We start from the raw sequence: 25912 nt of genomic DNA on the forward strand, positions 1-25912 counted from the left end.
AACTGACACCTATGGAAACACTGCGCGAACGCAAGAAACAGCGCACCCGGGACGCGCTGCTGCGGACCGCGCTGGAGCTCTTCACCAGCCAGGGGTACGAGCACACGACCGTCGACGACATCGCGGACGCCGTCGACGTCTCACAGCGCACCTTCTTCCGCTACTTCGCCGGCAAGGAGGAGGCCGCCCTTGGGCTGCAGGAGATGACGGTGGCGCACTTCCTGGAGGCCGTGCGCGCACGCCCGCCGCACGAGCCCCCCATGGAGGCGCTGCGCCAGGCGGTGCTGGAGGGCTGGGACACGCTGCACGACGTGATCGAGGCCGTCGCACCCGTCGAGCTGTACCTGCGCATGTACCAGGTGGTCGAGTCGACGCCCGTGCTGCTCGCGGCACATCTGCGCAAGTCCGTGGAGATCGAGGAGGCCATCGCGCGTATCCTCGCCGAGCGCGAGGGCGTCGACATCGACAGCGATCCGCGCCCCCGGCTGGCGGTGGCCGTGTTCGGCGGAGTGATGCGGCTGACGGAGCGTCAGTGGAGCACCGGCGAGGACTACAGCCTCGACGCGATGCGGGCACTGACCGTCTCGCATCTCGAACAGGTGGGCCCCGCACTCAGCGAGAGCTGGCGAACACGCTGAGGTCATGGGCGTGTTCGCAGCGCCGTGATCGAAACGTGATACCTGTCACTTGGTTAACGCGAGACCCTCCCGTTCTCCTAGTGTGTCCTCCCAGTGACTTCCTTCGATACCTCCCCGCAACTGAACGTCTGGCGCGCTCTGCTCGCGCTGGCCGTGGTGTTCGTGATGCTGGCGACCACCGGCTGGACGGCCCTGCGCCACCACCGGAGCGCCGCACCGCTGCAGGCCTCGATCAGTGCCTGGGAGCACGGCAGCATCGCCGGCCACCACCTGCCGGCCGCGAACTCCTCCCCCACGCGGCTCGCCCGGTTCTTCGCCTCGCTCAGCGATGCACAGCGCACCAGCCTCGCCCACCGCTATTCGCTCGCGGTCGGCAACATGAACGGCGCGCCGGTCGAGCTGCGCTATCGCGCGAACCGCATCGCGCTCGACGAGGCCCGCAAGGTCGAACTCAAACGCATGGACGACCAGCGGCTCACGCCCGAGGGGCAGCGCGAGGCGGGCCGCCGTATGCATCGCTTCGAGGCGATGATGCGGCCTGACCGGCACATCCTTGCCTTCGACCCGGAGGGGGCGGGCCGCGCCGCCGAGGTGTTCGGCGACCTGCCCGGGGCCGAGCGGATCTCGGTCGTCGTCCCCGGCGTCGACACCGACCTGCTCACCTTCCAGCGCACCAGTCGCAAGTACTCGGCGCCGGTCGGCATGGCCGAGTCGCTGTACGCGGCCGAGCGTGCGACGAGCCCTTCGACACGGACGGCCGTGATCGCCTGGGCCGACTACACCACGCCGAACGGGCTCGGCATCGACTCGGCGACGGCGATGCGTGCGCAGTCCGGGGCCGTACGCCTGAACGCGCTGGTGCGGGCGCTGCCCGGCAGCTCGCCCGTCTCCCTGTTCTGCCACAGCTACGGCTCGGTGCTGTGCGGTCTCGCCGCGCACACGCTGCCCGAGCGGGTGGCCGACATAGCGGTGGCCGGCAGCCCCGGCATGCGGGTCTCGAAGGCCTCCCAGCTGGGCACCTCGGCGCAGGTGTGGGCGATGCGGGACGCCGACGACTGGGTGCAGGACGTGCCGTATCTGGAGGTCGGCGGGCTGGGGCACGGGGAGGACCCGGTGTCGTCGGTGTTCGGCGCGCGGGTGCTGTCCGCGCGGGAGGCGAAGGGGCACGGCGGCTATTTCGAGCCGGGCACGGACAGTGTCGAGAACTTCGCCGAGATCGGGGTTGGCGCATACGACGCGGTGCGCTGTGCGAACGACGCCGATGCCTGTCGGGCGGGTTTGTCCGACACGGCGTCGGCCGGACGCGCGTAGACACGCAGGAACTGCGGTGTGCGCGGGGTGGCGACGGAGGAGCACGTGCCGCATACGATGAGCCGCATGGGTGACGTACTGGCCGGATTTCATGCCGCCTGGGAGTTCGAGTCCGACTCCGTGCTCATCCGTTACGAACGAGGGATTCGAACACCCAAGCTGTTCCAGGCGCTCGGGGAGCGCCGTGTGCCCTATGAGGCGATCGCCGGTGTGACGCTGACGCCGGGCAGGCGCGGGAGGACCGTCGCACTGCGCATCGAGCCCCGACCCGGCGCCGATCCGCTGCTGGAGGCGGCGGCCGGGCAGCTGAAGGAGAGCGGCGATCCCTATCGGCTGGTACTGCCGGCCGAGCGCGAGACGCTGGCCGAGTACTACGGCGACGAACTGCGGTCCCAGCTGACGGAGTCCGGGCCGGCCGAGGAGTTCCTCGTGGGTGCGCCGGATGTGCCGTTGCAGTTCAAGGCGTATGACGCGAAGGCGACCTTCGACGGGAACGTCGTCCGGTTTCGATGGTTTTGGACCGGTGCGTCCTCGGCGAAGTGGAAGGCCGGGGATCAGAGCTTTCCGGTGGCCGAACTCAATGGGGTCGAGTGGCGCTCGCCCGAGGTGTTCGAGGGGCATCTACGGCTGCTGCGGCGCGACTGCGGCGACGGGCAGCCGGCGCAGGCGGACCAGGATCCGGCGGCTGTGGTGTTCGGGCTCGGGTACGGGCCGGTGCATGAGTCGTTGCCGTTCGCGGCGGCGGTGCTTTTCGCTGTGCGGCAGAGGGGGACGGCTGCCGCGGTGTCGGCCGGTGCGCCGAGGCGCGACCCGGCCGACATCGCGGAGAGGATCCGTCATCTCGGGGAGTTGCATGAGGCTGGGCTGGTGACGGACGAGGAGTTTTCGTCCAAGAAGGCCGAGTTGCTGGCGGAGCTTTAGGGCGCCCCAAAGGGGGTTGCAGACCCCGGCGGCTACAAGGGCACGCTCATTCCCTGCCCGCCGACGCGAAGGACATGTCCGCGTAGCGGTCGCCGGACACGTTGCCCGCGATGGGCTCCAGCAGCGCCAGTTCGTCCTTGGTCAGTACGATCCGCGTCGCCGCCGCGTTCTCCTCCACCCTGCCCGGCCTGCGGGTGCCCGGGATCGGGACGATCGGCAGGTCGTGGACCGATGCTCGCTGCTGGACCCAGGCCAGCGCGATCTGTCCGAGCGTCGCCCCGTGTGACTCGGCGACCTTGCGGATCGGGTCCAGGAGAGCCGCGTTCGCTGCCGCGTTCTCGCCGGTGTACCGGGGCTGCTGGCGGCGGAAGTCGCCGGTCGTCAGGTCCTCGGCCTTGGCGAAGGAGCCGGTGAGGAAGCCGCGGCCCAGCGGGGAGTACGGCACCAGGGTCACGCCCAGATCCCGGGCGGCCGGGACCACGTTCGCCTCGATGTCGCGGCTGAACAGCGACCACTCGGACTGCACGGCCGCGATCGGGTGCACGGCGTGGGCGTCACGCAGCTCGCGTGCCGTCACCTCGCTCAGTCCCAGGTGCTTGACCTTGCCCTCGCGGACCAGCTCCGCCATGACGCCGACCGTCTCCTCGATGGGGACGGTCACATCGCGGCGGTGCATGTAGTAGAGGTCGATCGCCTCGACGTTCAGGCGCTTCAGGCTCGCCTCGATGCACTGGCGTATGTAGGGCGTGTCGTTGCGGATGATCCGCTTGGTCGGGTCGTCCGGGTGGATCGCCAGGCCGAACTTCGTGGCGATCGCCAACTCGTCGCGGTGCGCCCGGAAGAACGGCGACAGAAACTTCTCGTTCTCGCCCGCCCCGTACGCGTCCGCCGTGTCGAACAGCGTGACGCCCAGCTCCAGTGCCCGCTCCAGGGTCGCCCTGGACTCGTCCGCGTCCGAGGGGCCGTACGCGAAGCTCATGCCCATGCAGCCGAGGCCCTGGACCCCGACCTCGGGTCCGTTCGCGCCCAGTCGTGCCGTCGCGATCCTGCTGTCGCTCATCCAGCCTTCTCCGTCTTCTCCTGCTCGTACAGACGCCCGGCGTCCGCGTAGAAACTGATCTTCCGGTCGAGCACGGCCAGCGTGTCCTGGAGCTCGGCGATCCGGGCGAGGACGTCGCGGCGGGTCGTCTCCAGCAGTTCGAAGCGCTCGCCGAAGGTGTGGTCGCCCTCGCGCACCAGCTCGGCGTACCGGACCATGTCGGCGACCGGCATGCCGGTCAGCCGCAGCTTGCCGACGAGGTCGAGCCAGTCCAGGTCACGGTTGCTGTAGCGGCGCTGGCCCGTGTGCGAGCGGTCCACGTGCGGCATGAGGCCGATCCGCTCGTACCAGCGCAGGGTGTGGGCCGTCAGGCCGGTGAAGGCGACGACCTCGCTGATCGTGTAGCTGTCCTGGCCTGCCGGCCGCCGGTGCGGGTGCGGCGGGGCCGCACAGCTGTCGGTCCTGGTGGTCGTGCTCTCCATCACCGTCATGCGCTCAACGCTATGGCCTTGGAGTGCGCTCCAAGCAAGCGGAAACGGTAAGAAACCCGCGGGACACGGCGTGATCACCGTAACTGGCACCGGCGTCCCCGGCACGGACCCCTCGATGCGGCTGTATCCGTGAGCGGCTTAGGCTCACAGGCATGTCCTTGCAGAGCCTCGCACTGATCGAGAACTGGCCGGTCCCCACCGCCGCGGCGGGTGTCGTACGCGCCGACGGCACGGTCCTGGGTACGCACGGCCCGGTCGGGCACCGCTTCCCGCTCGCCTCGGTCACCAAGCCGCTGGCCGCGTATGCCGTCCTCGTCGCCTATGAGGAGGGCGCGGTCGAGCTCGACGAGCCGGCCGGGCCGCAGGGCTCGACGGTGCGGCATCTGCTCGCGCACACCTCGGGGCTGGCCTTCGACGAGCACCGGGTGATGGCCCCGCCCGGGGAGCGGCGGCTGTACTCCAACGCCGGGTTCGAGGTGCTCGGGGACCATGTCGCCAAGGCGACGGACATCCCGTTCGCGGAGTATCTGCGCCAGGCCGTGCTGGAGCCGCTGGGCATGACGGCCACGTCCCTGGAGGGCTCCCCCGCGAAGGACGGAGTGTCGAGCGTCGAGGATCTGCTGCGGTTCGCGGCGGAGGTGCAGGCGCCCAGGCTGCTGGACCCGCGTACGGTCGCCGAGGCGATGACCGTGCAGTACCCGGGGACGAAGGGCGTGCTGCCGGGATACGGGCACCAGAACCCGAACGACTGGGGCCTCGGCTTCGAGATCCGCGACGGCAAGGCCCCGCACTGGACGGGCGCGTCGTCCTCGCCGCGCACCTTCGGGCACTTCGGGCAGTCGGGTACGTTCCTGTGGATCGACCCGGACGCGGGCGCGGCCTGCGTCGCGCTGACGGACCGGGCGTTCGGGCCCTGGGCGGTCGGGGCGTGGCCGGCGTTCACGGAGGCGGTGCTGGCCGGGCTGTAGGCCCACCCGTGGCATCGAGGGCCTCGTCCGTTCCCTCGGTGTCGATGTGCGGCAGGATCTTGTCCAGCCAGCGGGGCGTCCACCAGGCGTGTTTGCCCAGCAGCGTCATCACCGCGGGCACCATCAGCAGCCGGACCACCGTGGCGTCGATGAGCACACTGACGGCGAGCCCCAGGCCCAGCATCTTGACCACGATGTTGTCGCTGATGATGAAGGCCGCGAACACGCTCACCATGATCAGCGCCGCGCAGGTGATCACGCGCGCGGTGATCTCCAGCGCGTGGGCGACGGAGTCCTTCGCGTTCCCGGTCTGCAGCCAGGCCTCGTGCACCCGGGACAGCAGGAAGATCTCGTAGTCCATGCTGAGCCCGAAGATGATCGCGAACATCATCATCGGCACATAGCTCTCGATGGGCACCTTGCCGTGGACGCCGAGCGCGGGCCCGCCCCAGCCCCACTGGAACACGGCGACGACGACGCCGTACGAGGCCGCGATCGACAGGACGTTGAGGACGGCCGCCTTCACGGCGACGAGCAGGCCGCGGAAGACCGCGAGGACGATCAGGAAGGCGAGGCCCACCACGACGGCGATGATCAGCGGCAGCCGCTCCGCCACGATGTTGCGGAAGTCGACCTGGGCGGCCGTCGTCCCGGTGACGTAGCCCTTGGCGTCGGTGCCGGAGGCCGCGTCGGGGAGGGTGTGGTCGTAGAGCCGGTTCGTCAGGTCGGTGGTGTCCTTGTTCTGCGGGGACACCGACGAGTAGACCGTGCCGACCAGAACGTCGCCGTCCTGCGTCGGCGTCAGCGGGCTGACGAAGGAGGTACCGGACTCGTCGTTCAGGGCGGACTGGGTCTTCGAGGCCAGGTCGGAGCGCTGCGAGTCCGGTACGGAGGTCTGGTCGACGACGATGGTGAGCGGCCCGTTGGAGCCGGCCCCGAACGCGTCGGTCATCAGGTCGAAGGCCCGCCGGTCGGTGAAGGACGTGGGGTCCGCGCCGTCGCCGATGTGGCCGAGCTGGATCGAGAAGAGGGGGATGGCCAGCACCGCGACGGTGACGACGCCGGCGGACAGGTACCGCAGCGGATGGCGCTCGACGCGCTTTGCGTAGCGGTGCCAGGTGCCCTGGGACGTGTCGCTCCCGGCGTCGGTCTCGGCGATGGGCTTGCGTACGTGCCAGCGGTCGATCTTGCGGCCGGTCAGCCCCAGCAGGGCCGGGACCAGGGTCAACGCGCCGAGAACGGCCGAGACGACCGTGACGGCCGCGGCGACGCCGAGTTTGCCGATGAAGCTCACGCCGGACACCCACAGGCCCATCAGGGCGACGATCACCGTGGTGCCGGAGACCAGTACCGCGCGTCCGCTGGTGGCGGCGGCGTAACCGGCGGCGCGCACCGGGTCCGCGCCGTCGATGAGCTTTTGCCGGTGCCGGGTGAGCAGGAAGAGCGCGTAGTCGATGCCGACACCGAGGCCGATCATCGTGGCCAGGGTGGGCGAGACCGTGGCGAAGGTGAACGCGATGGCGAGCAGCCCGAGGCAGGCCAGCCCGCCGACGACCCCGATCAGCGCCGTGACCAGCGGCAGTCCGGCGGCGAGCACACTGCCGAAGCCGATCAGCAGGACGATGATGGCGACGCCGAACCCGATCAACTCGCTGATCCGGTCGTTGCCGGCGGGCCGCTCCAGCTCGCCGAGCGATCCGCCGTACTCGACGTCGACGCCGGCCTGTCTGAGCGGGTCCACGGCTTTGTCGACGCCGTTCAGATAGCTGTCGCCCAGCAGGGAGGGCTGCTCGTCGAAGCGGATGGTGATGTAGCCGGTCTTCCCGTCCGAGGACAGCGGCCCGACCTTCGAGGAGGTGGCGTCCAGCGGGTTCTGCACGGACAGTACGTGCGACAGCTTCTGGAGGTCGGACACGGCGGTCGACATCTGCGAGCCGAACGAGGTCAGGGACTTGTCCGCGTCGTGCATGACGATCTGGCTGCTGTAGCCGCCCGCCTGCGGATCGTGCTCCTTGAGGACGTCCAGGCCCTTCTCGGACTGCACGTCGGACAGGGAGAAGTTGTCCGAGTACTCCCCGCCGTGGATGTGGTTGAGAGCCTGGAGCACGCCGAGCGCCACGACCCAGGCGACGATCACGATCACGAAGTGGTGGGCGCACCACTCACCGAGCCGTCGCAGTCCCCCTTTTTTCGGGGCGTCGCCCCGTCCCCCTGTGCCTTTGGGTCTGGCCATGCACTCGGCTCTTCTCTGCCGGGCGGGTGTCCAACACCTCCATTTGACGCCGACACGACCACTTAGGCATCTCGGGCCCCACCCGCTACTCGGCCATCTCCCACATCAGCAGCTCCGCCGCGCTCACCCCGACCGCCTCCACGTCCTTGGCGTCGCTGATGCGCGCCGCGTCTCCGGCGTCCAGTTCCTCGCCGTCCAGGCGCACTCGGCCGCGCACCACGTGCACGTACAGATACGCCCCGTCCGGCACCGCAGTCCGCTCCCCCGCCCCCAGCCGCCGCACATGGAGCATGGCGCCCGCCTCCGGGACGGCGTACGGCGTGGAGTCGGCGATGCCGTGGACGGTCTCGTACGCCGGGTCGCCGCCCGCCGTCAGCGGGGCCAGCCAGGTCTGGAGGAAGGTCAGGGGCGTGCCGGCGTCGTTGCGCTCGACGTGCCGTACGCCGCCCGCCGAGCTCAGCCGCTGGACGTCGCCGGGGCCGACCCGGGTCTCGTGGCCGGTGGAGTCGCGGTGGGTCAGCTCGCCCTCGACCACCCACGTGATGATCTCGGTGTGGCTGTGCGGGTGCTCGTCGAAGCCGGCGCCGGGCGCGAGCCGCTCCTCGTTGCAGGCGATCATCGCGCCGAAGCGGAGGTTGTCGGGGTCGTAGTGCGGGCCGAAGGAGAAGGCGTGGCGTGACTCGATCCCCGAGGCCGGATCCCCTCCCGGATAGCGCTCCGCGGCGCGCCGTACGTCCATCACGGGCACCACCGTAGCCTCACCGGCGGGGGCTCACCTGCGACCCTCCGGCACGCGCCCGCGTCCGGATAAGGCAGTCTTGTCCCCGTGCCCGAACCCGAAGCTCGTAAGTCCCCTGCCGCCGCGCACGACGTCCATGCGCACTCCGCGACTCTGAAGCGGCTGGAGAAGTCCTCAGGTTCCCTCGCCGCGCAGGCCATCGCGCGGATGGACGAGACGCTGCCGTGGTACCGGGCGATGCCACCGGAGAACCGTTCCTGGATCGGTCTCGTCGCCCAGGCCGGTATCGCCGCCTTCACCGAGTGGTTCCGGCATCCCGACGCTCCGCAGGCCATCTCCACCGACGTCTTCGGGACGGCCCCGCGCGAGCTGACCCGCGCCATCACGCTGCGCCAGACCGTGGAGATGGTGCGCACCACCATCGAGGTCATGGAGTCGGCCATCGACGAGGTCGCCGCTCCCGGCGACGAGAGCGTGCTGCGCGAGGCGCTGCTCGTCTACGCCCGGGAGATCGCCTTCGCCACCGCCCAGGTCTACGCCCAGGCCGCCGAGGCACGCGGTGCCTGGGACGCGCGCCTGGAGTCGCTCGTGGTCAACGCCGTGCTCAGCGGCGAGGCCGACGAGGGTGCCGTGTCGCGGGCCGCGGCGCTCGGGTGGAACTCGCCGGAGCATGTGTGCGTGGTGCTCGGGACCGCGCCGGACGGCGACAGCGAGCTGACCGTCGAGGCGATCCGGCGGGCTTCCCGGCACGCCAAGCTCCAGGTGCTGACCGGGGTGCTCGGGGACCGGCTCGTCGTGATCGCGGGCGGCAGCGACAGCCCGCTCGCCGTCGCCAAGTCCCTGATCGGGCCCTTTGCCGCAGGTCCCGTCGTCGCGGGGCCCATCGTGCCGGATCTGCAGGCCGCCACCCGGTCCGCGCAGGCCGCGGCCGCCGGGCTGAAGGCGTGTTCCGCCTGGCAGGACGCCCCGCGCCCGGTGCTGGCGGACGACCTGCTTCCGGAACGTGCCATGGCGGGGGATCCCAGCGCGCGCGAGCAGTTGGTGGAGGAGATCTACAGACCGCTGGAGGAGGCCGGTTCGGCTCTGCTGGAGACGCTCTCCGTCTATCTCGAACAGGCAAGCAGTCTGGAGGGCGCCGCGCGGATGCTGTTCGTGCATCCCAACACCGTGCGCTACCGGCTTCGACGTGTGACTGACGTCACCGGCTGGTCGCCGTCCGATGTACGCTCCGCGTTCACCTTGCGCATCGCGCTGATCCTGGGGCGTCTGGCCGACGGCGATCTCCAGCTCTAGGCTTTTGTCGGGGGCCCACAAAACCCCCTCGTGTTCTTCGTCCTTGTCCCCACGGGCGGCGTGGCCCGTCCCCAAGAGAGAGTGTGAGAGTGCTCGTACTCGTCGCTCCCGGCCAGGGCGCTCAGACGCCCGGCTTCCTGACCCCCTGGCTCGAACTGCCCGGTGCCGCCGACCGCCTCGGTGCCTGGTCGGACGCCATCGGACTGGACCTCGCCCACTACGGCACGCAGGCCGACGCGGACGCCATCCGGGACACCTCCGTGGCGCAGCCGCTGCTGGTCGCGGCCGGCATCCTGTCCGCCGCGGCACTGGGTGACATTGCGCCCGGCGCCGTCGCAGGACACAGCGTCGGTGAGATCACCGCTGCCGCCTACGCGGGCGTCCTGGACGACACCGCGGCGCTGACCCTGGTGCGCAAGCGGGGGCTCGCCATGGCCGAGGCCGCCGCGATCACCGAGACCGGCATGTCGGCGCTGCTCGGCGGCGACCCCGAGGTGAGCGTCGCGCACCTGGAGAAGCTGGGCCTGACCCCGGCGAACATGAACGGCGCCGGGCAGATCGTGGCCGCGGGCACCATGGAGCAGCTCGCCGCGCTGAACGAGGACAAGCCCGAGGGCGTACGCAAGGTCGTCGCGCTGAAGGTCGCCGGCGCCTTCCACACCCACCACATGGGCCCCGCCGTCGACAAGCTGGCCGAGGCCGCCAAGGAACTCGTCCCCGCCGACCCGGGCGTCACCTACGTCTCCAACAAGGACGGCCGTGCCGTCGCCACCGGCGCCGAGGTGCTGGAGCGGCTCGTCGGACAGGTCGCCAACCCGGTCCGCTGGGACCTGTGCATGGAGACCTTCAAGGAGCTCGGCGTCACGGCCCTGATCGAGGCGTGCCCGGGCGGCACGCTGACCGGTCTGGCCAAGCGCGCACTGCCGGGTGTGAAGACCCTGGCGCTCAAGACCCCCGACGACCTGGACGCTGCTCGCGAGCTCATCGCAGAGCACGCCTGACAAGGAGCCCGGAGCATGGCGAAGCTGAAGCCCAGCAAGGGCGCCCCGTACGCGCGCATCCTCGGTGTGGGCGGTTACCGTCCGACCCGGGTGGTGCCCAACGAGGTGATCCTGGAGAAGATCGACTCGTCCGACGAGTGGATCCGTTCGCGCTCCGGCATCGAGACGCGGCACTGGGCGAACGACGAGGAGACCGTCGCCGCGATGTCGATCGAGGCGTCCGGCAAGGCGATCGCCGACGCCGGGATCTCCGCCGAGCAGATCGGCGGCGTGATCGTCTCGACCGTCTCGCACTTCAAGCAGACCCCGGCCGTCGCCACCGAGATCGCCGACAAGCTCGGCACGAACAAGGCCGCCGCCTTCGACATCTCGGCCGGCTGCGCGGGCTTCGGCTACGGCCTCACCCTCGCCAAGGGCATGATCGTCGAGGGTTCCGCGGAGTACGTCCTCGTCATCGGCGTGGAGCGGCTGTCCGACCTCACCGACCTGGAGGACCGGGCCACGGCCTTCCTGTTCGGCGACGGCGCGGGCGCGGTCGTCGTCGGCCCCTCCCAGGAGCCGCACATCGGCCCGACCGTGTGGGGCTCCGAGGGCGACAAGTCCGAGACGATCAAGCAGACGGTGCCGTGGAACGAGTTCCAGATCGGCAACGTCGACAAGCTCCCCCTGGACAGCGAGGGCAACGTCAAGTTCCCCGCGATCACGCAGGAGGGCCAGGCGGTCTTCCGCTGGGCCGTGTTCGAGATGGCGAAGGTCGCCCAGCAGGCGCTGGAAGCGGCCGGAATCAGCCCGGACGACCTGGACGTCTTCATTCCGCACCAGGCCAACGAGCGGATCATCGACTCGATGGTGAAGACTCTCAAGCTGCCGGAGCACGTCACGGTCGCCCGTGACGTGCGCACCACCGGCAACACCTCGGCCGCCTCGATCCCGCTCGCGATGGAGCGGCTCCTGGCGACCGGCGAGGCGAAGAGTGGCGACACCGCGCTCGTCATCGGATTCGGGGCGGGTCTCGTGTACGCCGCCACGGTCGTTACTCTCCCCTAGGCACTCCGTGCCGGATCATGTGAGCCGGCACGGGAAACGCACCACCTGCCGCTCACGCGGCGGACGCCAAACCCTCTGAGATATCTACGAAGGAGCGCCAAGATGGCCGCCACTCAGGAAGAGATCGTCGCCGGTCTCGCCGACATCGTGAACGAGATCGCCGGCATCCCGGTTGAGGACGTCCAGCTGGACAAGTCCTTCACCGACGACCTGGACGTCGACTCGCTGTCCATGGTCGAGGTCGTCGTCGCCGCCGAGGAGCGCTTCGACGTCAAGATCCCCGACGAGGACGTCAAGAACCTCAAGACGGTCGGCGACGCGACCAACTACATCCTCAAGAACCAGGGCTGATCCACCCACCGGCCCTCGGGCTGACTGCCCCGCCACCCGGCGGTGGCGCCGCTGAATCCTCGTATCCGTTGGAGAAAGAATTCCCGTGAGCTCGACCAATCGCACCGTGGTCGTCACCGGTATCGGCGCAACCACACCGCTGGGTGGCGACGCAGCCTCTACCTGGGAGGGCCTGATCGCCGGACGTTCCGGCGTCAAGCCCCTGGAGCAGGACTGGGCCGCCGAACAGGCGGTCCGTATCGCCGCGCCGGTCGCGGTGGAGCCGACCGAGGTCATCCCGCGGCCGCAGGCCCGCCGACTGGACCGCTCGGCGCAGTTCGCGCTGATCGCGGCCAAGGAGGCGTGGGCCGACGCCGGGTTCGAGGCCAAGGCCGGTGAGGACCCGACCGTCGACCCCGACCGCCTCGGTGCGGTCATCGCCTCCGGCATCGGCGGCGTGACGACGCTGCTCGACCAGTACGACGTGCTGAAGGAGAAGGGCGTTCGCCGCGTCTCCCCGCACACCGTCCCCATGCTGATGCCGAACAGCCCCTCCGCGAACGTGGGTCTGGCCGTGGGCGCCCGTGCGGGCGTGCACACGCCGGTCTCCGCGTGCGCCTCGGGTGCCGAGGCCATCGGCTACGCCATCGAGATGATCCGCACGGGCCGCGCCGACGTCGTCGTCGCGGGTGGCACGGAGGCGGCGATCCATCCGCTGCCGATCGCCGCGTTCGGCAACATGATGGCGATGTCCAAGAACAACGACGACCCGCAGGGCGCCTCGCGTCCCTACGACGTCGCCCGCGACGGCTTCGTCCTCGGTGAGGGCGCCGGCGTGATCGTCCTGGAGTCCGCCGAGCACGCCGCCAAGCGCGGTGCCCGCGTGTACGCCGAGGCGGTCGGGCAGGGCATCTCCGCCGACGCGCACGACATCGTGCAGCCGGAGCCCGAGGGCCGCGGCATCTCGCACGCGCTGCAGAACCTGCTGGAGCGCAACGACCTGGACCCGGCGGAGATCGTGCACGTCAACGCGCACGCCACGTCCACGCCGGCCGGTGACATCGCCGAGCTGAAGGCGCTGCGGAAGGTGTTCGGGGACGATGCCGACCACATGGCGGTGTCCGCGACGAAGTCGATGACCGGGCATCTGCTCGGTGGGGCCGGTGGTGTCGAATCGGTCGCGACCGTGCTCGCGCTGTACCACCGGGTGGCTCCGCCGACCATCAACGTCGAGAACCTCGACCCGGAGGCCGAGGCTGCCGCCGACGTCGTCCGTGGTGAGGCCCGCAAGCTGCCGGTCGAGGGCCGCATCGCCGCGCTGAACGACTCGTTCGGCTTCGGCGGCCACAACGTGGTGCTGGCGTTCCGGTCGGTCTGAGCGACCTCTGTACGTATGTGAAGGGCCCCCACCTTTCGAGGTGGGGGCCCTTCACATGTCCAAGTCTCAGACCACCTGGTGCAACCAGCGCACCGGCGCTCCCTCACCCGCGTACCGGAACGGCTCCAACTCGTCGTCCCACGGCTTGCCCAGAAGCTTGGCGATTTCCGCCTCCAGGTCGGTCTCGTCGCGCTGTGAGCGGGCCAGGGCTGCGCGCAGGCGGTCCTCCGGGATCAGGATGTCGCCGTGGATTCCCGTCACCGCGTGGAAGATGCCGAGTTCGGGGGTGCAGCTGTAGCGCTCGCCCTCGGCCGTGGGGCAGGGCTCGGCCGTGACCTCGAAGCGCAGCAGGTGCCAGCCGCGCAGGGCGGAGGCCAGCTTGGAGGCCGTGCCCGCCTCCGCCTGCCAGCTGAACTCCGAGCGCCAGGTGCCGGGCGCGGCGGGCTGCCGGATCCAGTCGAGGTTGACGCGCGTGCCGAGCACCCCGGCGACGGCCCACTCGACGTGCGGGCACAGCGCGCGCGGCGCGGAGTGCACGTACAGAACTCCACGTGTCGTCACCGGGACCTCCGGGCAGAGCGGACATCTTACGAACTGGCGGACGATAGTGGCCGGGCAGCCACGTTGATGGCGAGGCTACCGTGCGGCGGCGCAAGGAGTGTGACGTACCGTCCGTCCCAGTGCCGCCAAACGCCCGCCATTCACCCGGCAGGACGCTTGTACGGGTGTGAGCCGTTGCATCAGGCGGGCGGGAACCCTGGTGCGTTGTCATGGGTTGGAGACATCAGTGGGTTTAACCGACCGGGGCGAGCGAGGGGATGGACCAGGGCATGCAGAAGCGACGGCACGTCCCACGCGCTGTCCTGGCCCTGGTGACCACGGCCGTCGTCGGCGTCGCCGGCTGTGACGCCGTGGGCGGCGACTCCCCCGCCCCGTCCCGCACCGAGGCGCGCCCGTCGCCGAAGCCGACCCCCACGTGGGACCGCAGCCCGGCCTCCGTGGTGGCCGTCGGCGACTCCATCACCCGCGGTTTCGACGCCTGTACGGTCCTGTCGGACTGCCCCGAGGTCTCCTGGGCGACCGGCAGCAGTCCCGAGGTCGACAGCCTGGCCGTGCGGCTGCTGGGGAAGGCGAAGGCGGCCGAGCGCAGCTGGAACTACGCGGTGACCGGGGCCCGGATGGCGGACGTGCCGGGGCAGCTGGCCCAGGCGGTGACGCGCAGGCCGGAGTTGGTGGCGGTGATGGCGGGGGCGAACGACGCCTGCCGTGCGTCGACCGACGAGATGACGTCGGTGGCCGACTTCCGGGCGCAGTTCGAGGACGCGATGGGCACACTGCGGGACGCCCTGCCGAAGACGCAGGTGTTCGTGGCGAGCGTGCCGAACCTGAAGCGGCTGTGGGAGCAGGGCCGTACGAACCCGCTGGGCAAGCAGGTGTGGAAGCTCGGCATCTGCCCGTCGATGCTGAGCGACCCCGACTCCCTGACCACGCAGTCCAACCAGCGGCGCGACACGGTGCAGGACCGGGTAGAGGCGTACAACGAAGTGCTGGAGGAGGTCTGCGAGAAGGACCGCCGGTGTCGCTTCGATGACGGTGCGGTGTACGACTTCCGGTTCGGTACCGAACAGCTCAGCCAGTGGGACTGGTTCCATCCGAGTGTCAACGGTCAGGCACGGCTGGCGGAGATCGCCTACCGGACGGTCACGAACTAGTGTTCCGCTCATGAGCGAACACTTCGGCACACTTTCCGACGGCACCGAGGTCCACCGCTGGACCCTGGAGCGCGCGGGCGTGCGGGTGCGGGTGCTGTCGTACGGCGGGATCGTGCAGTCGGTCGAGGTGCCGGACCGTCACGGGCACCCGGCGGACGTGGTGCTGGGGTTCGCCGGTCTGGAGGGCTATCTGTCCCACCCGGAGCCCTATCTCGGCGCTCTCATCGGGCGGTACGCCAACCGGATCGCGGGCGGCCGCTTCCCGCTGGACGGCCTGACGTACGCGCTCGAACCCAACACCCCGCCCAGCTCCCTGCACGGCGGTGCGCGCGGCTTCGACAAGCGGGTGTGGGAGGTGGCCCCGGTCGAGCACGGGCTGCGGCTCAGCCGGGTCAGCCCGCATGGCGAGGAGGGCTTCCCTGGGCGGCTGGAGGTCTCGGTGACCTACACACTGGACGCCGGCGGCGCGCTGCGGATCGCGTACGAGGCGGTGACGGACGCGCCGACCGTGGTGAACCTGACCAACCACAGTTACTTCAACCTCGCCGGGGCCGGGTCCGGCGACGCGGGCGGGCACGAACTGCGGCTGGCGGCCTCCCGGTTCACCCCGGTCGACGACGACCTCATTCCGACCGGCGCCCTGGACGAGGTCGCGGGCACCCGCTTCGACTTCCGTGAGGCGCGCAAGGTCGGCGCCGGGTACGACCACAACTTCGTGCTGGACAAGGGCGTGACGGCGAACGCGCAGGAGGTCGCCGAGCTGTACGACGCGTCGAGCGGGCGTGCGCTGACGGTGGCGACCACCGAGCCCGGCCTCCAGCTCTACACCGCCGACCATCTGGCCGAGCCGTTCGCCCCGGGCGACGGCATCGCGCTGGAGACCCAGCACTTCCCCGACTCCCCGAACCGGCCGGACTTCCCGGGCACGGTGCTGCGGCCGGGCGAGGTGTTCCGCTCGGAGACGGTGTACGGCTTCTCGGCGCGCTGACCGGCGGCGAAAGCCACGAGCCCCGGTCCAGGTGTCAGGGCCTGGACCGGGGCTGTTCCTGGGTACTTCTCCCGGATCAGACGTTAATCGTCGCCGTCACCCGACGGTCGGCGATGGAGCGCCCCACCTGGATCTCGTACGAACCCTTCACAAGGGTCCATGAATTGGCCTTCTCGTCCCACACCTCGAAGGCCCGGCGCGGCAGTTCGACGACGGCCTCGCCCCGCTCCCCCGGCCCCGCCTCCACACCGGCGAACCCGGCGAGCCACCGCGCCGGCCGGTCGGCGTCCGGCTCGCTCGGCGCCAGATAGACCTGCACGACCTCGCGCCCCGCGCGCTCACCGGAGTTGCGGACGCGGACCGTGACCGTCGTGCCCTTGACCTCGGCGGACTCGTACGTCCAGTCGGTGTAGCCGAGGCCGTGCCCGAAGGGGTACGACGGGACCCTGCCGTCCTTCTCCCAGGCGCGGTAGCCGATGAAGACGCCCTCGGTGTACGGGAGTTCACCGGCCGACGGGACGACCTCGGTGACCGGGGCGTCGGTCAGGGAGCCCCAGGTGGTGGGCAGCCGGCCGCCCGGCTCGTGGGTGCCCGTGAGGACGTCCGCGAGGGCCGCGCCGCCCTCCTGGCCGGGGAACCAGCTCAGCAGCACGGCGGCGACGTCCTCGCGCCACGGCAGTTCGACCGGGGAGCCGGAGTTGACGACCACGACGGTGTGGGGGTTGGCGGCGGCGACGGCGCGCACCAGGTCGTCCTGGCGGCCGGGCAGCGTCAGGTCCGTGCGGTCGAAGCCCTCGGACTCGACGCGGTCGGTGGTGGCGACCACGACGACGGCGGTGTCGGCGTTCCTCGCGGCCTCGACGGCCTCGGCGATCAGCTCGTCCGGGTCGCGCTGCGGCTCCTGGTGGGAGAGCGTGAAGCCGACGACCTTCATCGGGATGCCCTCGGGGAACTCGACGACGTAGGTGAGGGAGACCTCGACCGGTTCACCGGCGGTGAGTTCGGGCCGGGCCCGCGGGACGGGGGCGCCGAAGAAGGAGATGAACGGGTCGTCCTTGGTGGGGCGCTGGACGTCGTCGAAGTACGTCGTGCCGTCGACCGTGAGCTCGAAGGCGCCGATGCCTTTGATGCCGAAGGTGTGCGGGCCGGTGTCGCGCGGGGTGAAGGTGCCGGTCAGTTCCACGCTGTGGAGCGCGGTGGGGGCACCCCCTGCTCGAGCGGAGTCGAGAGCTTGGGGGAAGGTGACGCCGTCGGGAAGGTCGGAACCCATCCACTGGATCTGGCCGTTCGGTGCCGACCTGGTGCCGATGACGTTGCCGTCCGCGTCCCGGCACACGGCGCGCAGCTCGAAGCCCTTGTCGGCGACGCCCAGTTCGGTGTTCGGGTCGGCGCCGACCGCGTAGGTCAGGGTGCCTGTGGGGAGGGCTGCGGTGAGGCCGTCGAGCGGGGAGACGACGCCGGCCGGGAAGACGGTGGCGGAGCCGCCGCCGAGGACGCGGGCGTCGCGGGCGGCGGCTCCGACGAGGGCGACCGTGCCGTTCGGCCGCAGGGGGAGGGCGCCCTCGTTGCGGACCAGGACGAAGGAGCGGCGGGCGATCTCGCGGGCCAGTTCCGTGCCGTCGACGGTCGCGGGAGGCTCGGTGACGACCGGCTCGGCACCGTCCAGGATGCCGACGCGGGCGGCGAGCCGCAGGACGTTGCGGACGGCGTCGTCGACCTTCGCCTCGGCCACCTCGCCGTCCCGTACGGCCTGGGCGAGGGCGTCGCCGTACACGGTCTGCGGGCCCGGCATGGCGACGTCGAGGCCACCCTCGATCGCGCCGACGGTGGACCTGGCGGCCATCCAGTCGGAGACGTTGTAGCCGTCGAAGCCCCATTCGCCGCGCAGGACCTCGTTCACGAGGTAGTGGTGCTCGGTCATCGTCGTGCCGTTGACCGTGTTGTAGGCGGTCATGATGCCCCAGGGGTGGGCGTTCTCGACGATGAGCTCGAAGGGCGCCATGTAGAGCTCGCGCAGGGCGCGTTCGCTGACGGTGTTGTTCACCGTGAAGCGGTCGGTCTCGGCGTCGTTGGCGACGAAGTGCTTGACGGTGGTGCCGACGCCGCCGGACTGGACGCCGCTGACGTAACCGGCACCGATCGTCCCCGTCAGATACGGGTCCTCGCTGTACGCCTCGAAGTGGCGGCCGCCGAGCGGGGAGCGGTGGAGGTTGACGGTGGGGGCGAGGAGTACGTGGACGCCCTTGCGGCGGGCCTCCTGGGCGAGGAGGGTGCCGGCGCGGCGGGCGAGGTCCGGGTCCCAGGTCGCGGCGAGGGCGGTGGGCGAGGGCAGCGCGACGGACGGGTCGTCGGCGGTCCAGCGCACGCCCCGGACGCCGATCGGGCCGTCGGACATGACGAGGGACTGCAGGCCGATCCCGGGGAGTGCGGGCAGCGTCCACATGTCCTGGCCGGAGAGCAGCCGCGCCTTCGCGTCGAGGTCGAGCCGGGCGAGGGCCGCCTCGACGACCGCCTCGCGTGCTGCATCGGCCTGGGTGCGCCTTCCCGCCATCGCGGTGCCTCCTCGTTGAGTGCGTGCTGTGGCTCCATCCTGCATCGACTACCTGTAGACCGGTAGGTTTCGTTATTTTTCTGTTATATTACGCTCCATGCAATGTCGTACGGTGACGCCATGAACGCGAGGGTCAGGAGCGAGGAGCGCCGCGCCGAGATCGTCCGGGCGGCCCTGGAGGTGATCGCCGAGCGCGGTTACCGGGGGGCGAGCCTGGGCGCGGTCGCGGAGCGGGTCGGGCTCACACAGCAGGGGCTGCTGCACTACTTCCCGACCAAGGACGCGCTGCTGGTCGCCGTGCTCAAGGAGCGGGACCAGTGGGACGCGGTGCCGGGCACCCGGTGGCGGATCGACCTGCTGGCCTCGCTCGTCGAGTACAACGCGATGCGGCCCGGCATCATCCAGACCTTCTCGGCGCTGCTCGGCGAGAGCGTGACGGAGGGGCATCCGGCGCGCGATTACTTTTCGCGGCGGTACGTCGAGGTCCGCGCGAGCATGGCCGAGGTACTGCGCACCGAGTACGGCGACCGGCTGCCGAACAGCCTGACACCGGAGCGCACGGCCCCCCTGCTGGTCGCCGTGATGGACGGCCTCCAGTACCAGTGGCTCCTGGACCCCGAGTCGGTGGACATGCCGGGCGCCTTCCGGGACTTCCTCAGCCTGCTGGGCGAGCGCCCGGACTGACGGCGGCGACGACCTCGACCTCCACGCGGGCCTGCGGCCTGAAGAGCCTCGGCACCTCGAAGGTCATGCTGGTGGGCGGGGTGCCGGTGAGGAACTGCCGCCGCACGTTGCCGTATTCCTCCAGCGTGGCGATGTCGGTGAGACAGGTGCGGATGTTGACGACGTCCGCCAGGGTCGCGCCGTGGGCTGCCAGCAGGGCGGCGATCGTCTCGAAGATGCCGCGGGTCTGCTCGGCGACGGTCGCCCCCTCGGCGATCTGCCCGGAAAGGAACAACAGGGCGCTGCCGTCGGCCTGTTCGACGCGGGCGACCTGGGAGTAGTACGGGCTGAGGGGCTGGGGCGCGGAGGCCGGGTTGCCGATGGTGATCTGCATGGCTTCGACGCTAAGTGCCGGCTTGCAATGCGACAAGCGAATGTCCAGCATGGCTGCCATGCCGGATCAGCATGAGTTTCCCGAGGTGTCCACGGTGTGGCTGAGGGTGTTTCTGGAAGTCGCGCGGCATGGCTCATTCACCGGCGCCGCCCGGACTCTCGGGTGGACCCAGTCCGCGGTGTCCCGGCAGATCTCTTCGCTGGAAGGGGCGTTGGGCGGAGCTGCGTTGTTCGACCGGCTGCCGCGTGGGGTACGGCTCAGCGAGGCCGGGCGGGTTCTCGTGCCGTACGCGGAGGCCGTCGCCGAGGCGTTGCACGGCGCCGTCCGGGAGCTGGCCGCGCTGCGTGAAGTGGCCGGCGGGCGGCTGCGGTTCGGCGCCTTCGCCACGGCCGACGCGGGACTTGTGCCGCAGGCCCTGGCCGCCTTCCGCGCCCGACACCCACGCGTCCACGTGACCCGCGAGGAGGGCTTCACCCCGGTGCTGCTCGACCGCCTGAGCGCCGGCCACCTCGACCTCGCCGTCGTCTCCACCACGGGCCGCGCCCCGTTGGAGGCGTACGAACTCCACCACCTCCTCGACGAGCGCCTGTACGTCGCCGTCCCCGCCGCCCACCCCCTCGCCCGCCACGAGGGACCCGTGCGGCTGAGCCGACTCGCCGACGCCGACTGGATCTCCGGTGGCTCCCGCCCCGAGGGCACCCTCCTCGACGCGGCGCTGCGGCAGGGCTTCCGGCCGCGCGTCGTGCACGTCGTCGGCGAGTGGACCGCGAAGCAGGGGTACGTCGCCGCCGGCCTCGGCGTGGCCCTGGTCCCGGCGCTGGCCGCCGCGTCCGTGCGCCCCGACATCCGTCTGGTGCCGGTGCTCGACGAGGGCGGCCCTGCGAGGGCCGTGTACGCGGCCACCGCGCGAGGGCGGTCGCTGACGCCTGCCGGGGTGGAATTCCTGGGTGCGCTGAGGGAGTCGGCGGTGACCGTGACCTCCCGCACCATGGCGTAGACCACTCCCGTCACGCGATACTTCCGGCGTCCCGCACGACGCACATGCAGCCCCCACCGTGACGGAAGGACCGGAACTCCCTTGAATTCCATACGTGTTCGGATCGGCGTCCTCGGACTCGCTCTGCTGGCCGGTCTCTCGGCCCCGACAGCGGGGAGCGCCGCGGCCGCCGAGACGGCAGCGGCGACGCCCACCGTCGAGGAGCAGCGGCTCGACAAGGCGGTCCCCCAGGAGATATTGCGCCGTTCCGGATTCGACGCCGCCGCGGCGGAGTTCGCCCGCGATCTGGAGGCGGCTCACTCCTACGCGCAGGCCCAGCGTGTCGTCGTACGCGAGGGGTCGGCGCTGTGGCGCAGTGCCGTCGCCAGGGCGCAGGGGCGGGGGCCTGCGGGGGGTGATTTGAGCCGGGACGACGATCGGCCGTTGTACTGGGCGCGGTTGTCGATGACGCGGGACGTGCGGACCTGGGAGCCGGCGTTCGGGCTGAGCGACGGTCAGCGGGGCGCGCTGCTGGGCGCGCTGGAGCGGACGTCGCGTGGGCAGAGCGACATCCGGTATCCGCACGGCGGGCTCAAGCGGGTTCTGGTCACCGGATTCGACCCGTTCACCCTCGACCGTGACATCCGTATCTCGAACCCGTCCGGAGCGACCGCGCTCGCCCTCGACGGCACGGTGATCGAGACGGCGGACGGTCCGGCGCGGGTGGAGACCGCCGTGTTTCCGGTGCGCTGGCTGGACTTCGCCGAGGGGACCGTGGAGCGGACGCTGCGGCCGCACTTGAAGGGGGTCGATCTGTTCACGACCGTGAGCCAGGGGCGGGTCGGGCGGTTCGACGTGGAGCGCACCAACGGGGCCTGGCGGGGCGGTTTCCAGGACAACGACAACATCGGCCGCACGGAGACCGTCCCCGTCGCCGATCCGGGCACGCAGCCGCAGTGGACGACCACGACCCTGCCGTACGCGCAGATCGTCGCCGCGAACTCCGGGCGCTTCCCGGTGTACGACAACACCAGCGTGACCGAGATCCCGGCGGGCGGTACGCAGGCCGTGGTGCGGCCGGACGGGCCGACGCCGGGCTCCACCGCGCGGGCCGGGGGCGGTGGGGACTACCTGTCCAACGAGATCGCCTACCGGGCCACCCTGCTGCGGGACCGGCTGGGGCTGCACGACGTGCTGCCGGGCGGGCATGTGCACACGCCGGTGCTGCAGTTCGGCACGGGGAACACGGATCCGGCGACCGGGGCGGTGACGGATCCCGACTTCGTGCGGAATCGGCTGGACATCATCGCGCAGGTGCGGGCGATCGTGGGCGTGGCGCTGGAGGCGACGTCGGCTTCCTAGGGCCTGTCCGGCGGATCAGGCCGGCTGCAAGGAACGGCGTCTCATCAGCGCAGGTGAGCGGGGCCTGGTGCGTCCAGCTGCAAGGCGGAGGAGGGAGTCGACGCGATGGGGGTCCCCCCGCTCGAGCGGAGCCGAGAGTGGGGGCAGTCGGCAACCGACGACAACGCCGCTGGGGGTACCCCCTCTGGGGGAGGGCGTGCCAGCCCCCGCGACGCCGGCCTGATCCGCCGGACAGGCCTTAGGCCCCGGACGTCGGTGCGGGCGTTGAGCCGGAGTAGGCCGACTGCCCGTCAAAAGGGGCGCCGTCCGCTTCTCCTCCCCCCTCGACGGTCTCCTCCCCCGTCAGCTCCCGCGCCATCAGCGTCGCCCCCGCCACGGCTCCCGGCATCAGGAACACCGCGACGAACGGGACCAGGAAGGCCGCGGCGAGGGGGGCTCCGAAGCCCCAGATCAGGGTCTTGCGGGAGCGGAGCATCGTCAGGCGGTCGCGGAGTTCGACGCGGCGGCGCTGGAGGGCGACGGCCGTGAGTTCCTCGGTGAGGAAGAAGCCGGTGACGAAGACGCCGATCACCGGTACGGCCGTCTGGCCGACGACCGGGATGAAGCCGAGGGCGAAGAGCAGCACGCCCCACACCCCGGCGCGCAGCACGATCCGCAGGCTGTCGCGGGCCGAGATCAGCAGCTCGTGCCAGAGCGGCAGGCCGGACTCGGGCGCCGTGCCGTCGGGGGACACGTCCCGGTCGACCTTCTCGGAGAGGTTCTCGTAGAAGGGCTGGCCGATCAGGAGCGTGACGGCGGTGAAGGTGATCACCGACAGGAGCAGGCCCAGGGCGAACAGGACCGCGGTGAGGAAGCCGCGGAACAGGCCCTGCCAGGGGCTCGACCAGTCGTCGGCGAACGGCGTCGACCACCCCACGAAGTCCTCGCCCCAGAGCGCGAGCCCGACCAGCGCCCCCGCATACAGGACAAGGGTGATCAGGCCCGGGAGCAGCCCGAACCCGTATTGCTTCCCGTGTCGGGCCACCCATCGCTGGCCCTTGAGGAGATAACTGAAACCGGCCCCAAGATCACGCATGTACGGCACTCTAGCCGGGACGTGTCACACCGGAGTCACGGCCGTTTCGAGGCACAGTCACCGGATCTCGAAGGTGTCGATCGCGATTCCCCTGCCCGCGAAATGGGCCGTCCGGGGCATCCGTGGCACCAACTCCCTCTTGTTGCGGTTGAGTCGAACAGGTACACCTCGCCGTACCGATCTCAGGAAGTTCCCGGAGGAGATACGCGTGCGCATCACGAGAACCGTTCCTGCGAGACCCGTTCCCATCGCCGCCGCCCTCGCCCTCGCGACGGCCGGATCCCTGCTGCTGACCCCGCCCACCGCGGCCGCCGAGCCCCGGCCCCCGGTCCACCGCGAGGCCGCGCTCGACGGGCAGGCCGCGCGGACGCCGGTGAGCGCGGCCCAGCGGGCCCTCGCCGCCGGGGCGGACTCCGAGGCCGCCGCCGAGGCGGTGCTCGGCGACGACAGCCGCGGCTACCCGCGCCGGCAGGTCCTCGCCCCCGACCCCGAGAACCCGGCCGACAAGTCCATCAAGCTCGGCCTCACCCCGTACCACGCCATCGCGCCGAAGCTGAACGCCCTCCAGGCCCTCGGCGACCGGGTGAGCGTCGAGGTCGCGGGCCGGTCGGCCGGCGGGCACCGGCTCTATCTCGTCACGGTCACCGCCCCGGAGAGCGCCGGCCAGGCCCGCGCCCAGGCGCGCATGCGCGAGCTCATCGAGAACGCGCCCGCCACGGCCGCCAAGTCGCCCGGGATCAAACGGAGTTACAAGGCGCCGGTCTTCCTCAACAACAACATCCACGGCAACGAGTGGGAGGGCACCGACGCCTCCCTGAAGCTCATCGAGCGGCTCGCCGCCGCCACGGACGGCAGGACGCGCGACCTCCTCGCCCACAGCCGCCTCTACTTCAACATCACCGCCAACCCCGACGGCCGTATCGCCGGAACCCGCGCGAACGCGGGCGGCTTCGACATGAACCGGGACTTCGTCACCGCCTCGCAGCCCGAGGTGCGGGCGATGCGGCGGATCATGATCGACAAGCAGCCGGCCGTCATGCTCGACCTGCACGGCTACGTCAACGGCACCCTCATCGAGCCCACGACTCCCCCGCACGGCGAGAACTACGAGTACGACCTGTTCCTGAAGAACACCTACGCCAACGCCCTCGGCATGGAGGCCGCCGTCAACGGCCTCGGTTACACGGCCGAGAAGGACGGCGTCGAGCCCGCGCAGATCCCGTTCCGGGACCAGGAGGAGGGCTGGGACGACTGGCCGCCGATCTTCACCCCGCAGTACGCGGCCTTCCACGGCACGGTCGCCGCGCACACGGTGGAGATCCCGCTGCCGGTGAACAACGCCGACTACGAGACGCTGCCCGTCAGCGAGCTGCGCCGCCGCTCGGCCATCAACGTGGACGTCGCGGGGGCCGCCCTGCGTGCCACCCTCGACTTCGTCCAGGCCAGGCACACGTCCCTGATCGCCGACCAGATCGAGGTCTTCCGGCGGGGTTCGGCCGGTGCGGCACAGGTGCCGGTCTCGCCGCAGACCGTGCCCGGCGTCCCCGGCATCGGCCCCGAGGACGTCTACACGACGACCTTCCCCCGCGCCTACGTCATCCCGGCCGGCCCCACCGCCCAGCGCTCGGCGCCCGCCGCCGCCCGCCTCGTCGACCACCTCCTCGCCAACGACGTCCGTGTCACCCGGGCGCTGCACTCCTTCCGGCTCGGCGGACGGACGTACGCGAAGGGCAGTTACGTCGTCGACCTGCGCCAGCCGAAGCGCGGTCTGGCGAACGTGCTGCTCGCCGACGGGCGGGACATCAGCGACAAGGTGTCGGTGATGTACGACATCTCGGGCTGGAGTCTGGGCCGGCTGTGGGGCGCGACGGTGGAGCCCGTGACCCGTGGGAGCCTCGCCGCCGCGCCGCTGCGGCCCGTGTCGGCCGCCACCCGCGTGGCGTACGTCGCCCCGCGCGGCGACCTGCGCCTGCGCCTGGACGACCCGCGCGAGATCGCGGCCGTCAACTCCCTTCTGCGGCAGGGAGTTTCGATACGACGGACAGCCGACGGAAGCGCGATCGTCCCGGCGTCGGCACGCTCCAAGGCCGCGGCGGCGGCGAAGACGTACGACGTCGTCTTCGACGCCACCACCGCCAGGGGCATCACTCCGCTGCACCGCACCCGCGTCGCCGCGGCTGTCACACCGGGTGAGCTGCTGGCGCTGCGGGAGATGAACTTCGAGGTCGCTCCGGTGTCGACGGCCGTGCTGAACGCCGGGTTCGACTGGTCGAAGGTGGACGTACTGTTCGTGTCGGCCGGACTGGACCACGACGACCTGAGCCCCGCGGCCCGCACGGCACTCGACGCCTTCCTCGACCGGCACGCTCTGGTCGGGCGGGGTGCCACCGGTGCCGCACTCAACGCGGCGGCCGGGCTGCTCGCCGTGAAGCCGGTCGAGGGCAACGGGGACGCCAACGGCGTGGTGCGCGTGGCGAACTCGCGCAGCGCCCTGATGCGCGGCGCTCCCTCGCACGGCTTCGTCTACGCGCCCGTGTGGTTCACCGACCTCGGTCCGGGCGTCCGGGTCGAGCAGGCGTACGCGACCGGGAATCCGCTCGTCTCCGGGCACTGGCGGCCGTCGCAGGACGGCTCCGGCGGGCCCTCGGCCGCGGCGGGGCGGGCCGCGGTGGTCAGCGGCCCGCGGGCGGTCCTGTTCGGCACCGAGCCGTTGTTCAGGGATCACCCGAAGGGGGAATTCGCCCAGGTGGGAAGGGCGTTGTTCGGCATGGCCCAGGCCAGTGGCAGCAGATGAGGAGAGCG

The 25912-nt window shown here is 70.9% G+C and carries 23 protein-coding genes; 15 read left to right on the forward strand and 8 right to left on the reverse strand.

All coding sequences use genetic code 11. The annotated features are described in order from the left end of the window. Positions 1 to 11 precede the first annotated feature (11 nt). The 3 genes from OG254_RS15395 (at position 12) to OG254_RS15405 (ending at position 2870) form a co-directional block, all read left to right on the forward strand. The gene (locus OG254_RS15395) at positions 12 to 638 is read left to right on the forward strand and encodes a TetR family transcriptional regulator (protein ID WP_351187787.1); all 627 of its coding nucleotides are present in this window, start codon (positions 12 to 14) and stop codon (positions 636 to 638) included. A gap of 93 nt (positions 639 to 731) precedes the next feature. Further along, entirely contained in the window at positions 732 to 1949 is a 1218-nt protein-coding gene (locus tag OG254_RS15400) for an alpha/beta hydrolase (protein WP_405581931.1), read from the forward strand. 57 nt (positions 1950 to 2006) lie between these two features. Next, on the forward strand, positions 2007 to 2870 hold the full coding sequence (locus OG254_RS15405) for a DUF4429 domain-containing protein (RefSeq protein WP_405595005.1): 864 nt from the start codon (positions 2007 to 2009) through the stop codon (positions 2868 to 2870). A 46-nt stretch (positions 2871 to 2916) separates the two neighbouring features. Here OG254_RS15405 and OG254_RS15410 read toward each other — a convergent pair whose 3' ends face one another. Continuing rightward, positions 2917 to 3930, reverse strand: a complete 1014-nt coding sequence (locus OG254_RS15410; protein ID WP_405581933.1) for an aldo/keto reductase — start codon at positions 3928 to 3930, stop codon at positions 2917 to 2919. Further along, entirely contained in the window at positions 3927 to 4400 is a 474-nt protein-coding gene (locus tag OG254_RS15415; RefSeq protein WP_405581936.1) for a MerR family transcriptional regulator, read from the reverse strand. Before OG254_RS15415 ends, OG254_RS15410 begins: the two co-directional genes overlap by 4 nt. A gap of 152 nt (positions 4401 to 4552) precedes the next feature. Here OG254_RS15415 and OG254_RS15420 point away from each other — a divergent pair, with 152 nt between their 5' ends. Beyond that, on the forward strand, positions 4553 to 5368 hold the full coding sequence (locus OG254_RS15420) for a serine hydrolase domain-containing protein (RefSeq protein WP_405581939.1): 816 nt from the start codon (positions 4553 to 4555) through the stop codon (positions 5366 to 5368). Here the strand turns inward: OG254_RS15420 and OG254_RS15425 are convergent. Both OG254_RS15425 and OG254_RS15430 read right to left on the reverse strand, forming a co-directional pair. Further along, positions 5340 to 7601, reverse strand: a complete 2262-nt coding sequence (locus OG254_RS15425) for an MMPL family transporter (protein ID WP_405581942.1) — start codon at positions 7599 to 7601, stop codon at positions 5340 to 5342. The two genes, OG254_RS15420 and OG254_RS15425, sit on opposite strands and share 29 nt — an antisense overlap. 85 nt (positions 7602 to 7686) lie before the next feature. Beyond that, a complete protein-coding gene (locus tag OG254_RS15430; protein WP_405595007.1) occupies positions 7687 to 8340 on the reverse strand; it encodes a pirin family protein in 654 nt (217 codons plus the stop codon). Between the two features lie 87 nt (positions 8341 to 8427). Between OG254_RS15430 and fasR the strand changes: the two genes are divergently transcribed. From fasR to fabF, 5 genes are all read left to right on the forward strand, one after another. After that, positions 8428 to 9633, forward strand: a complete 1206-nt coding sequence (fasR, locus tag OG254_RS15435; protein WP_405581945.1) for a fatty acid biosynthesis transcriptional regulator FasR — start codon at positions 8428 to 8430, stop codon at positions 9631 to 9633. Between the two features lie 89 nt (positions 9634 to 9722). Beyond that, positions 9723 to 10634 carry an ACP S-malonyltransferase gene (locus OG254_RS15440; RefSeq protein WP_351187800.1) on the forward strand — a complete coding sequence of 304 codons (912 nt, stop codon included), beginning with the start codon at positions 9723 to 9725 and terminating at the stop codon, positions 10632 to 10634. Positions 10635 to 10649: 15 nt separating this feature from the next. Further along, a complete protein-coding gene (locus OG254_RS15445; protein ID WP_405581948.1) occupies positions 10650 to 11681 on the forward strand; it encodes a ketoacyl-ACP synthase III in 1032 nt (343 codons plus the stop codon). 102 nt (positions 11682 to 11783) lie between these two features. After that, on the forward strand, positions 11784 to 12032 hold the full coding sequence (locus tag OG254_RS15450) for an acyl carrier protein (protein WP_361477659.1): 249 nt from the start codon (positions 11784 to 11786) through the stop codon (positions 12030 to 12032). Between the two features lie 85 nt (positions 12033 to 12117). Then, positions 12118 to 13389, forward strand: coding sequence for a beta-ketoacyl-ACP synthase II (gene fabF, locus OG254_RS15455; RefSeq protein WP_405581951.1), 1272 nt, complete (start codon positions 12118 to 12120; stop codon positions 13387 to 13389). Positions 13390 to 13455: 66 nt separating this feature from the next. On the opposite strand, the gene OG254_RS15460 is transcribed toward fabF, so the two are convergent. Further along, entirely contained in the window at positions 13456 to 13950 is a 495-nt protein-coding gene (locus OG254_RS15460) for a DUF3145 domain-containing protein (RefSeq protein WP_030955030.1), read from the reverse strand. 269 nt (positions 13951 to 14219) lie between these two features. Between OG254_RS15460 and OG254_RS15465 the strand changes: the two genes are divergently transcribed. Together OG254_RS15465 and OG254_RS15470 are read left to right on the forward strand one after the other, a co-directional pair. Then, positions 14220 to 15101 (forward strand): SGNH/GDSL hydrolase family protein, encoded by an 882-nt coding sequence (locus tag OG254_RS15465; RefSeq protein WP_405581955.1) that lies wholly within the window; start codon positions 14220 to 14222, stop codon positions 15099 to 15101. Between the two features lie 10 nt (positions 15102 to 15111). Continuing rightward, positions 15112 to 16089 carry an aldose epimerase family protein gene (locus tag OG254_RS15470; protein ID WP_405581957.1) on the forward strand — a complete coding sequence of 326 codons (978 nt, stop codon included), beginning with the start codon at positions 15112 to 15114 and terminating at the stop codon, positions 16087 to 16089. Positions 16090 to 16165: 76 nt separating this feature from the next. Here the strand turns inward: OG254_RS15470 and OG254_RS15475 are convergent, their stop codons facing one another. Continuing rightward, complete coding sequence (locus OG254_RS15475; protein WP_405581959.1) at positions 16166 to 18640, reverse strand: glycoside hydrolase family 3 protein; 2475 nt, start codon at positions 18638 to 18640, stop codon at positions 16166 to 16168. 102 nt (positions 18641 to 18742) lie between these two features. On the opposite strand from OG254_RS15475, the gene OG254_RS15480 reads away from it, so the two are divergent. After that, the gene (locus OG254_RS15480) at positions 18743 to 19324 is read left to right on the forward strand and encodes a TetR/AcrR family transcriptional regulator (RefSeq protein WP_405581962.1); all 582 of its coding nucleotides are present in this window, start codon (positions 18743 to 18745) and stop codon (positions 19322 to 19324) included. Here the strand turns inward: OG254_RS15480 and OG254_RS15485 are convergent. Continuing rightward, positions 19296 to 19697 carry a RidA family protein gene (locus tag OG254_RS15485; protein WP_405581965.1) on the reverse strand — a complete coding sequence of 134 codons (402 nt, stop codon included), beginning with the start codon at positions 19695 to 19697 and terminating at the stop codon, positions 19296 to 19298. The two genes, OG254_RS15480 and OG254_RS15485, sit on opposite strands and share 29 nt — an antisense overlap. A gap of 49 nt (positions 19698 to 19746) precedes the next feature. Between OG254_RS15485 and OG254_RS15490 the strand changes: the two genes are divergently transcribed. Together OG254_RS15490 and OG254_RS15495 are read left to right on the forward strand one after the other, a co-directional pair. Then, positions 19747 to 20694, forward strand: coding sequence for a LysR family transcriptional regulator (locus OG254_RS15490; protein WP_405581968.1), 948 nt, complete (start codon positions 19747 to 19749; stop codon positions 20692 to 20694). Between the two features lie 81 nt (positions 20695 to 20775). Further along, entirely contained in the window at positions 20776 to 22035 is a 1260-nt protein-coding gene (locus tag OG254_RS15495) for a pyroglutamyl peptidase (protein ID WP_405581971.1), read from the forward strand. Positions 22036 to 22273: 238 nt separating this feature from the next. On the opposite strand, the gene OG254_RS15500 is transcribed toward OG254_RS15495, so the two are convergent. Next, the gene (locus OG254_RS15500) at positions 22274 to 23110 is read right to left on the reverse strand and encodes an EI24 domain-containing protein (RefSeq protein WP_405581974.1); all 837 of its coding nucleotides are present in this window, start codon (positions 23108 to 23110) and stop codon (positions 22274 to 22276) included. A gap of 208 nt (positions 23111 to 23318) precedes the next feature. On the opposite strand from OG254_RS15500, the gene OG254_RS15505 reads away from it, so the two are divergent. Next, positions 23319 to 25904 carry a M14 family zinc carboxypeptidase gene (locus tag OG254_RS15505; RefSeq protein ID WP_405581977.1) on the forward strand — a complete coding sequence of 862 codons (2586 nt, stop codon included), beginning with the start codon at positions 23319 to 23321 and terminating at the stop codon, positions 25902 to 25904. Positions 25905 to 25912: the final 8 nt, after the last annotated feature.

This window comes from Streptomyces sp. NBC_01092 (assembly GCF_045039535.1).
Lineage (GTDB): Bacteria > Actinomycetota > Actinomycetes > Streptomycetales > Streptomycetaceae > Streptomyces.

Excerpts from the sequence above, each read along its gene's own strand:
- OG254_RS15420 (WP_405581939.1), top strand. The coding sequence starts at position 4,553 with ATGTCCTTGCAGAGCCTCGCACTGATCGAGAACTGGCCGGTCCCCACC.
- OG254_RS15470 (WP_405581957.1), top strand. The coding sequence starts at position 15,112 with ATGAGCGAACACTTCGGCACACTTTCCGACGGCACCGAGGTCCACCGC.
- OG254_RS15490 (WP_405581968.1), top strand. The coding sequence starts at position 19,747 with ATGGCTGCCATGCCGGATCAGCATGAGTTTCCCGAGGTGTCCACGGTG.
- OG254_RS15405 (WP_405595005.1), top strand. The coding sequence starts at position 2,007 with ATGAGCCGCATGGGTGACGTACTGGCCGGATTTCATGCCGCCTGGGAG.
- OG254_RS15450 (WP_361477659.1), top strand. The coding sequence starts at position 11,784 with ATGGCCGCCACTCAGGAAGAGATCGTCGCCGGTCTCGCCGACATCGTG.
- OG254_RS15500 (WP_405581974.1), bottom strand. The coding sequence starts at position 23,110 with ATGCGTGATCTTGGGGCCGGTTTCAGTTATCTCCTCAAGGGCCAGCGA.
- OG254_RS15410 (WP_405581933.1), bottom strand. The coding sequence starts at position 3,930 with ATGAGCGACAGCAGGATCGCGACGGCACGACTGGGCGCGAACGGACCC.
- OG254_RS15430 (WP_405595007.1), bottom strand. The coding sequence starts at position 8,340 with ATGGACGTACGGCGCGCCGCGGAGCGCTATCCGGGAGGGGATCCGGCC.
- OG254_RS15425 (WP_405581942.1), bottom strand. The coding sequence starts at position 7,601 with ATGGCCAGACCCAAAGGCACAGGGGGACGGGGCGACGCCCCGAAAAAA.
- OG254_RS15395 (WP_351187787.1), top strand. The coding sequence starts at position 12 with ATGGAAACACTGCGCGAACGCAAGAAACAGCGCACCCGGGACGCGCTG.
- OG254_RS15480 (WP_405581962.1), top strand. The coding sequence starts at position 18,743 with ATGTCGTACGGTGACGCCATGAACGCGAGGGTCAGGAGCGAGGAGCGC.
- OG254_RS15445 (WP_405581948.1), top strand. The coding sequence starts at position 10,650 with ATGGCGAAGCTGAAGCCCAGCAAGGGCGCCCCGTACGCGCGCATCCTC.
- OG254_RS15465 (WP_405581955.1), top strand. The coding sequence starts at position 14,220 with ATGCAGAAGCGACGGCACGTCCCACGCGCTGTCCTGGCCCTGGTGACC.
- OG254_RS15415 (WP_405581936.1), bottom strand. The coding sequence starts at position 4,400 with ATGACGGTGATGGAGAGCACGACCACCAGGACCGACAGCTGTGCGGCC.
- OG254_RS15475 (WP_405581959.1), bottom strand. The coding sequence starts at position 18,640 with ATGGCGGGAAGGCGCACCCAGGCCGATGCAGCACGCGAGGCGGTCGTC.
- OG254_RS15485 (WP_405581965.1), bottom strand. The coding sequence starts at position 19,697 with ATGCAGATCACCATCGGCAACCCGGCCTCCGCGCCCCAGCCCCTCAGC.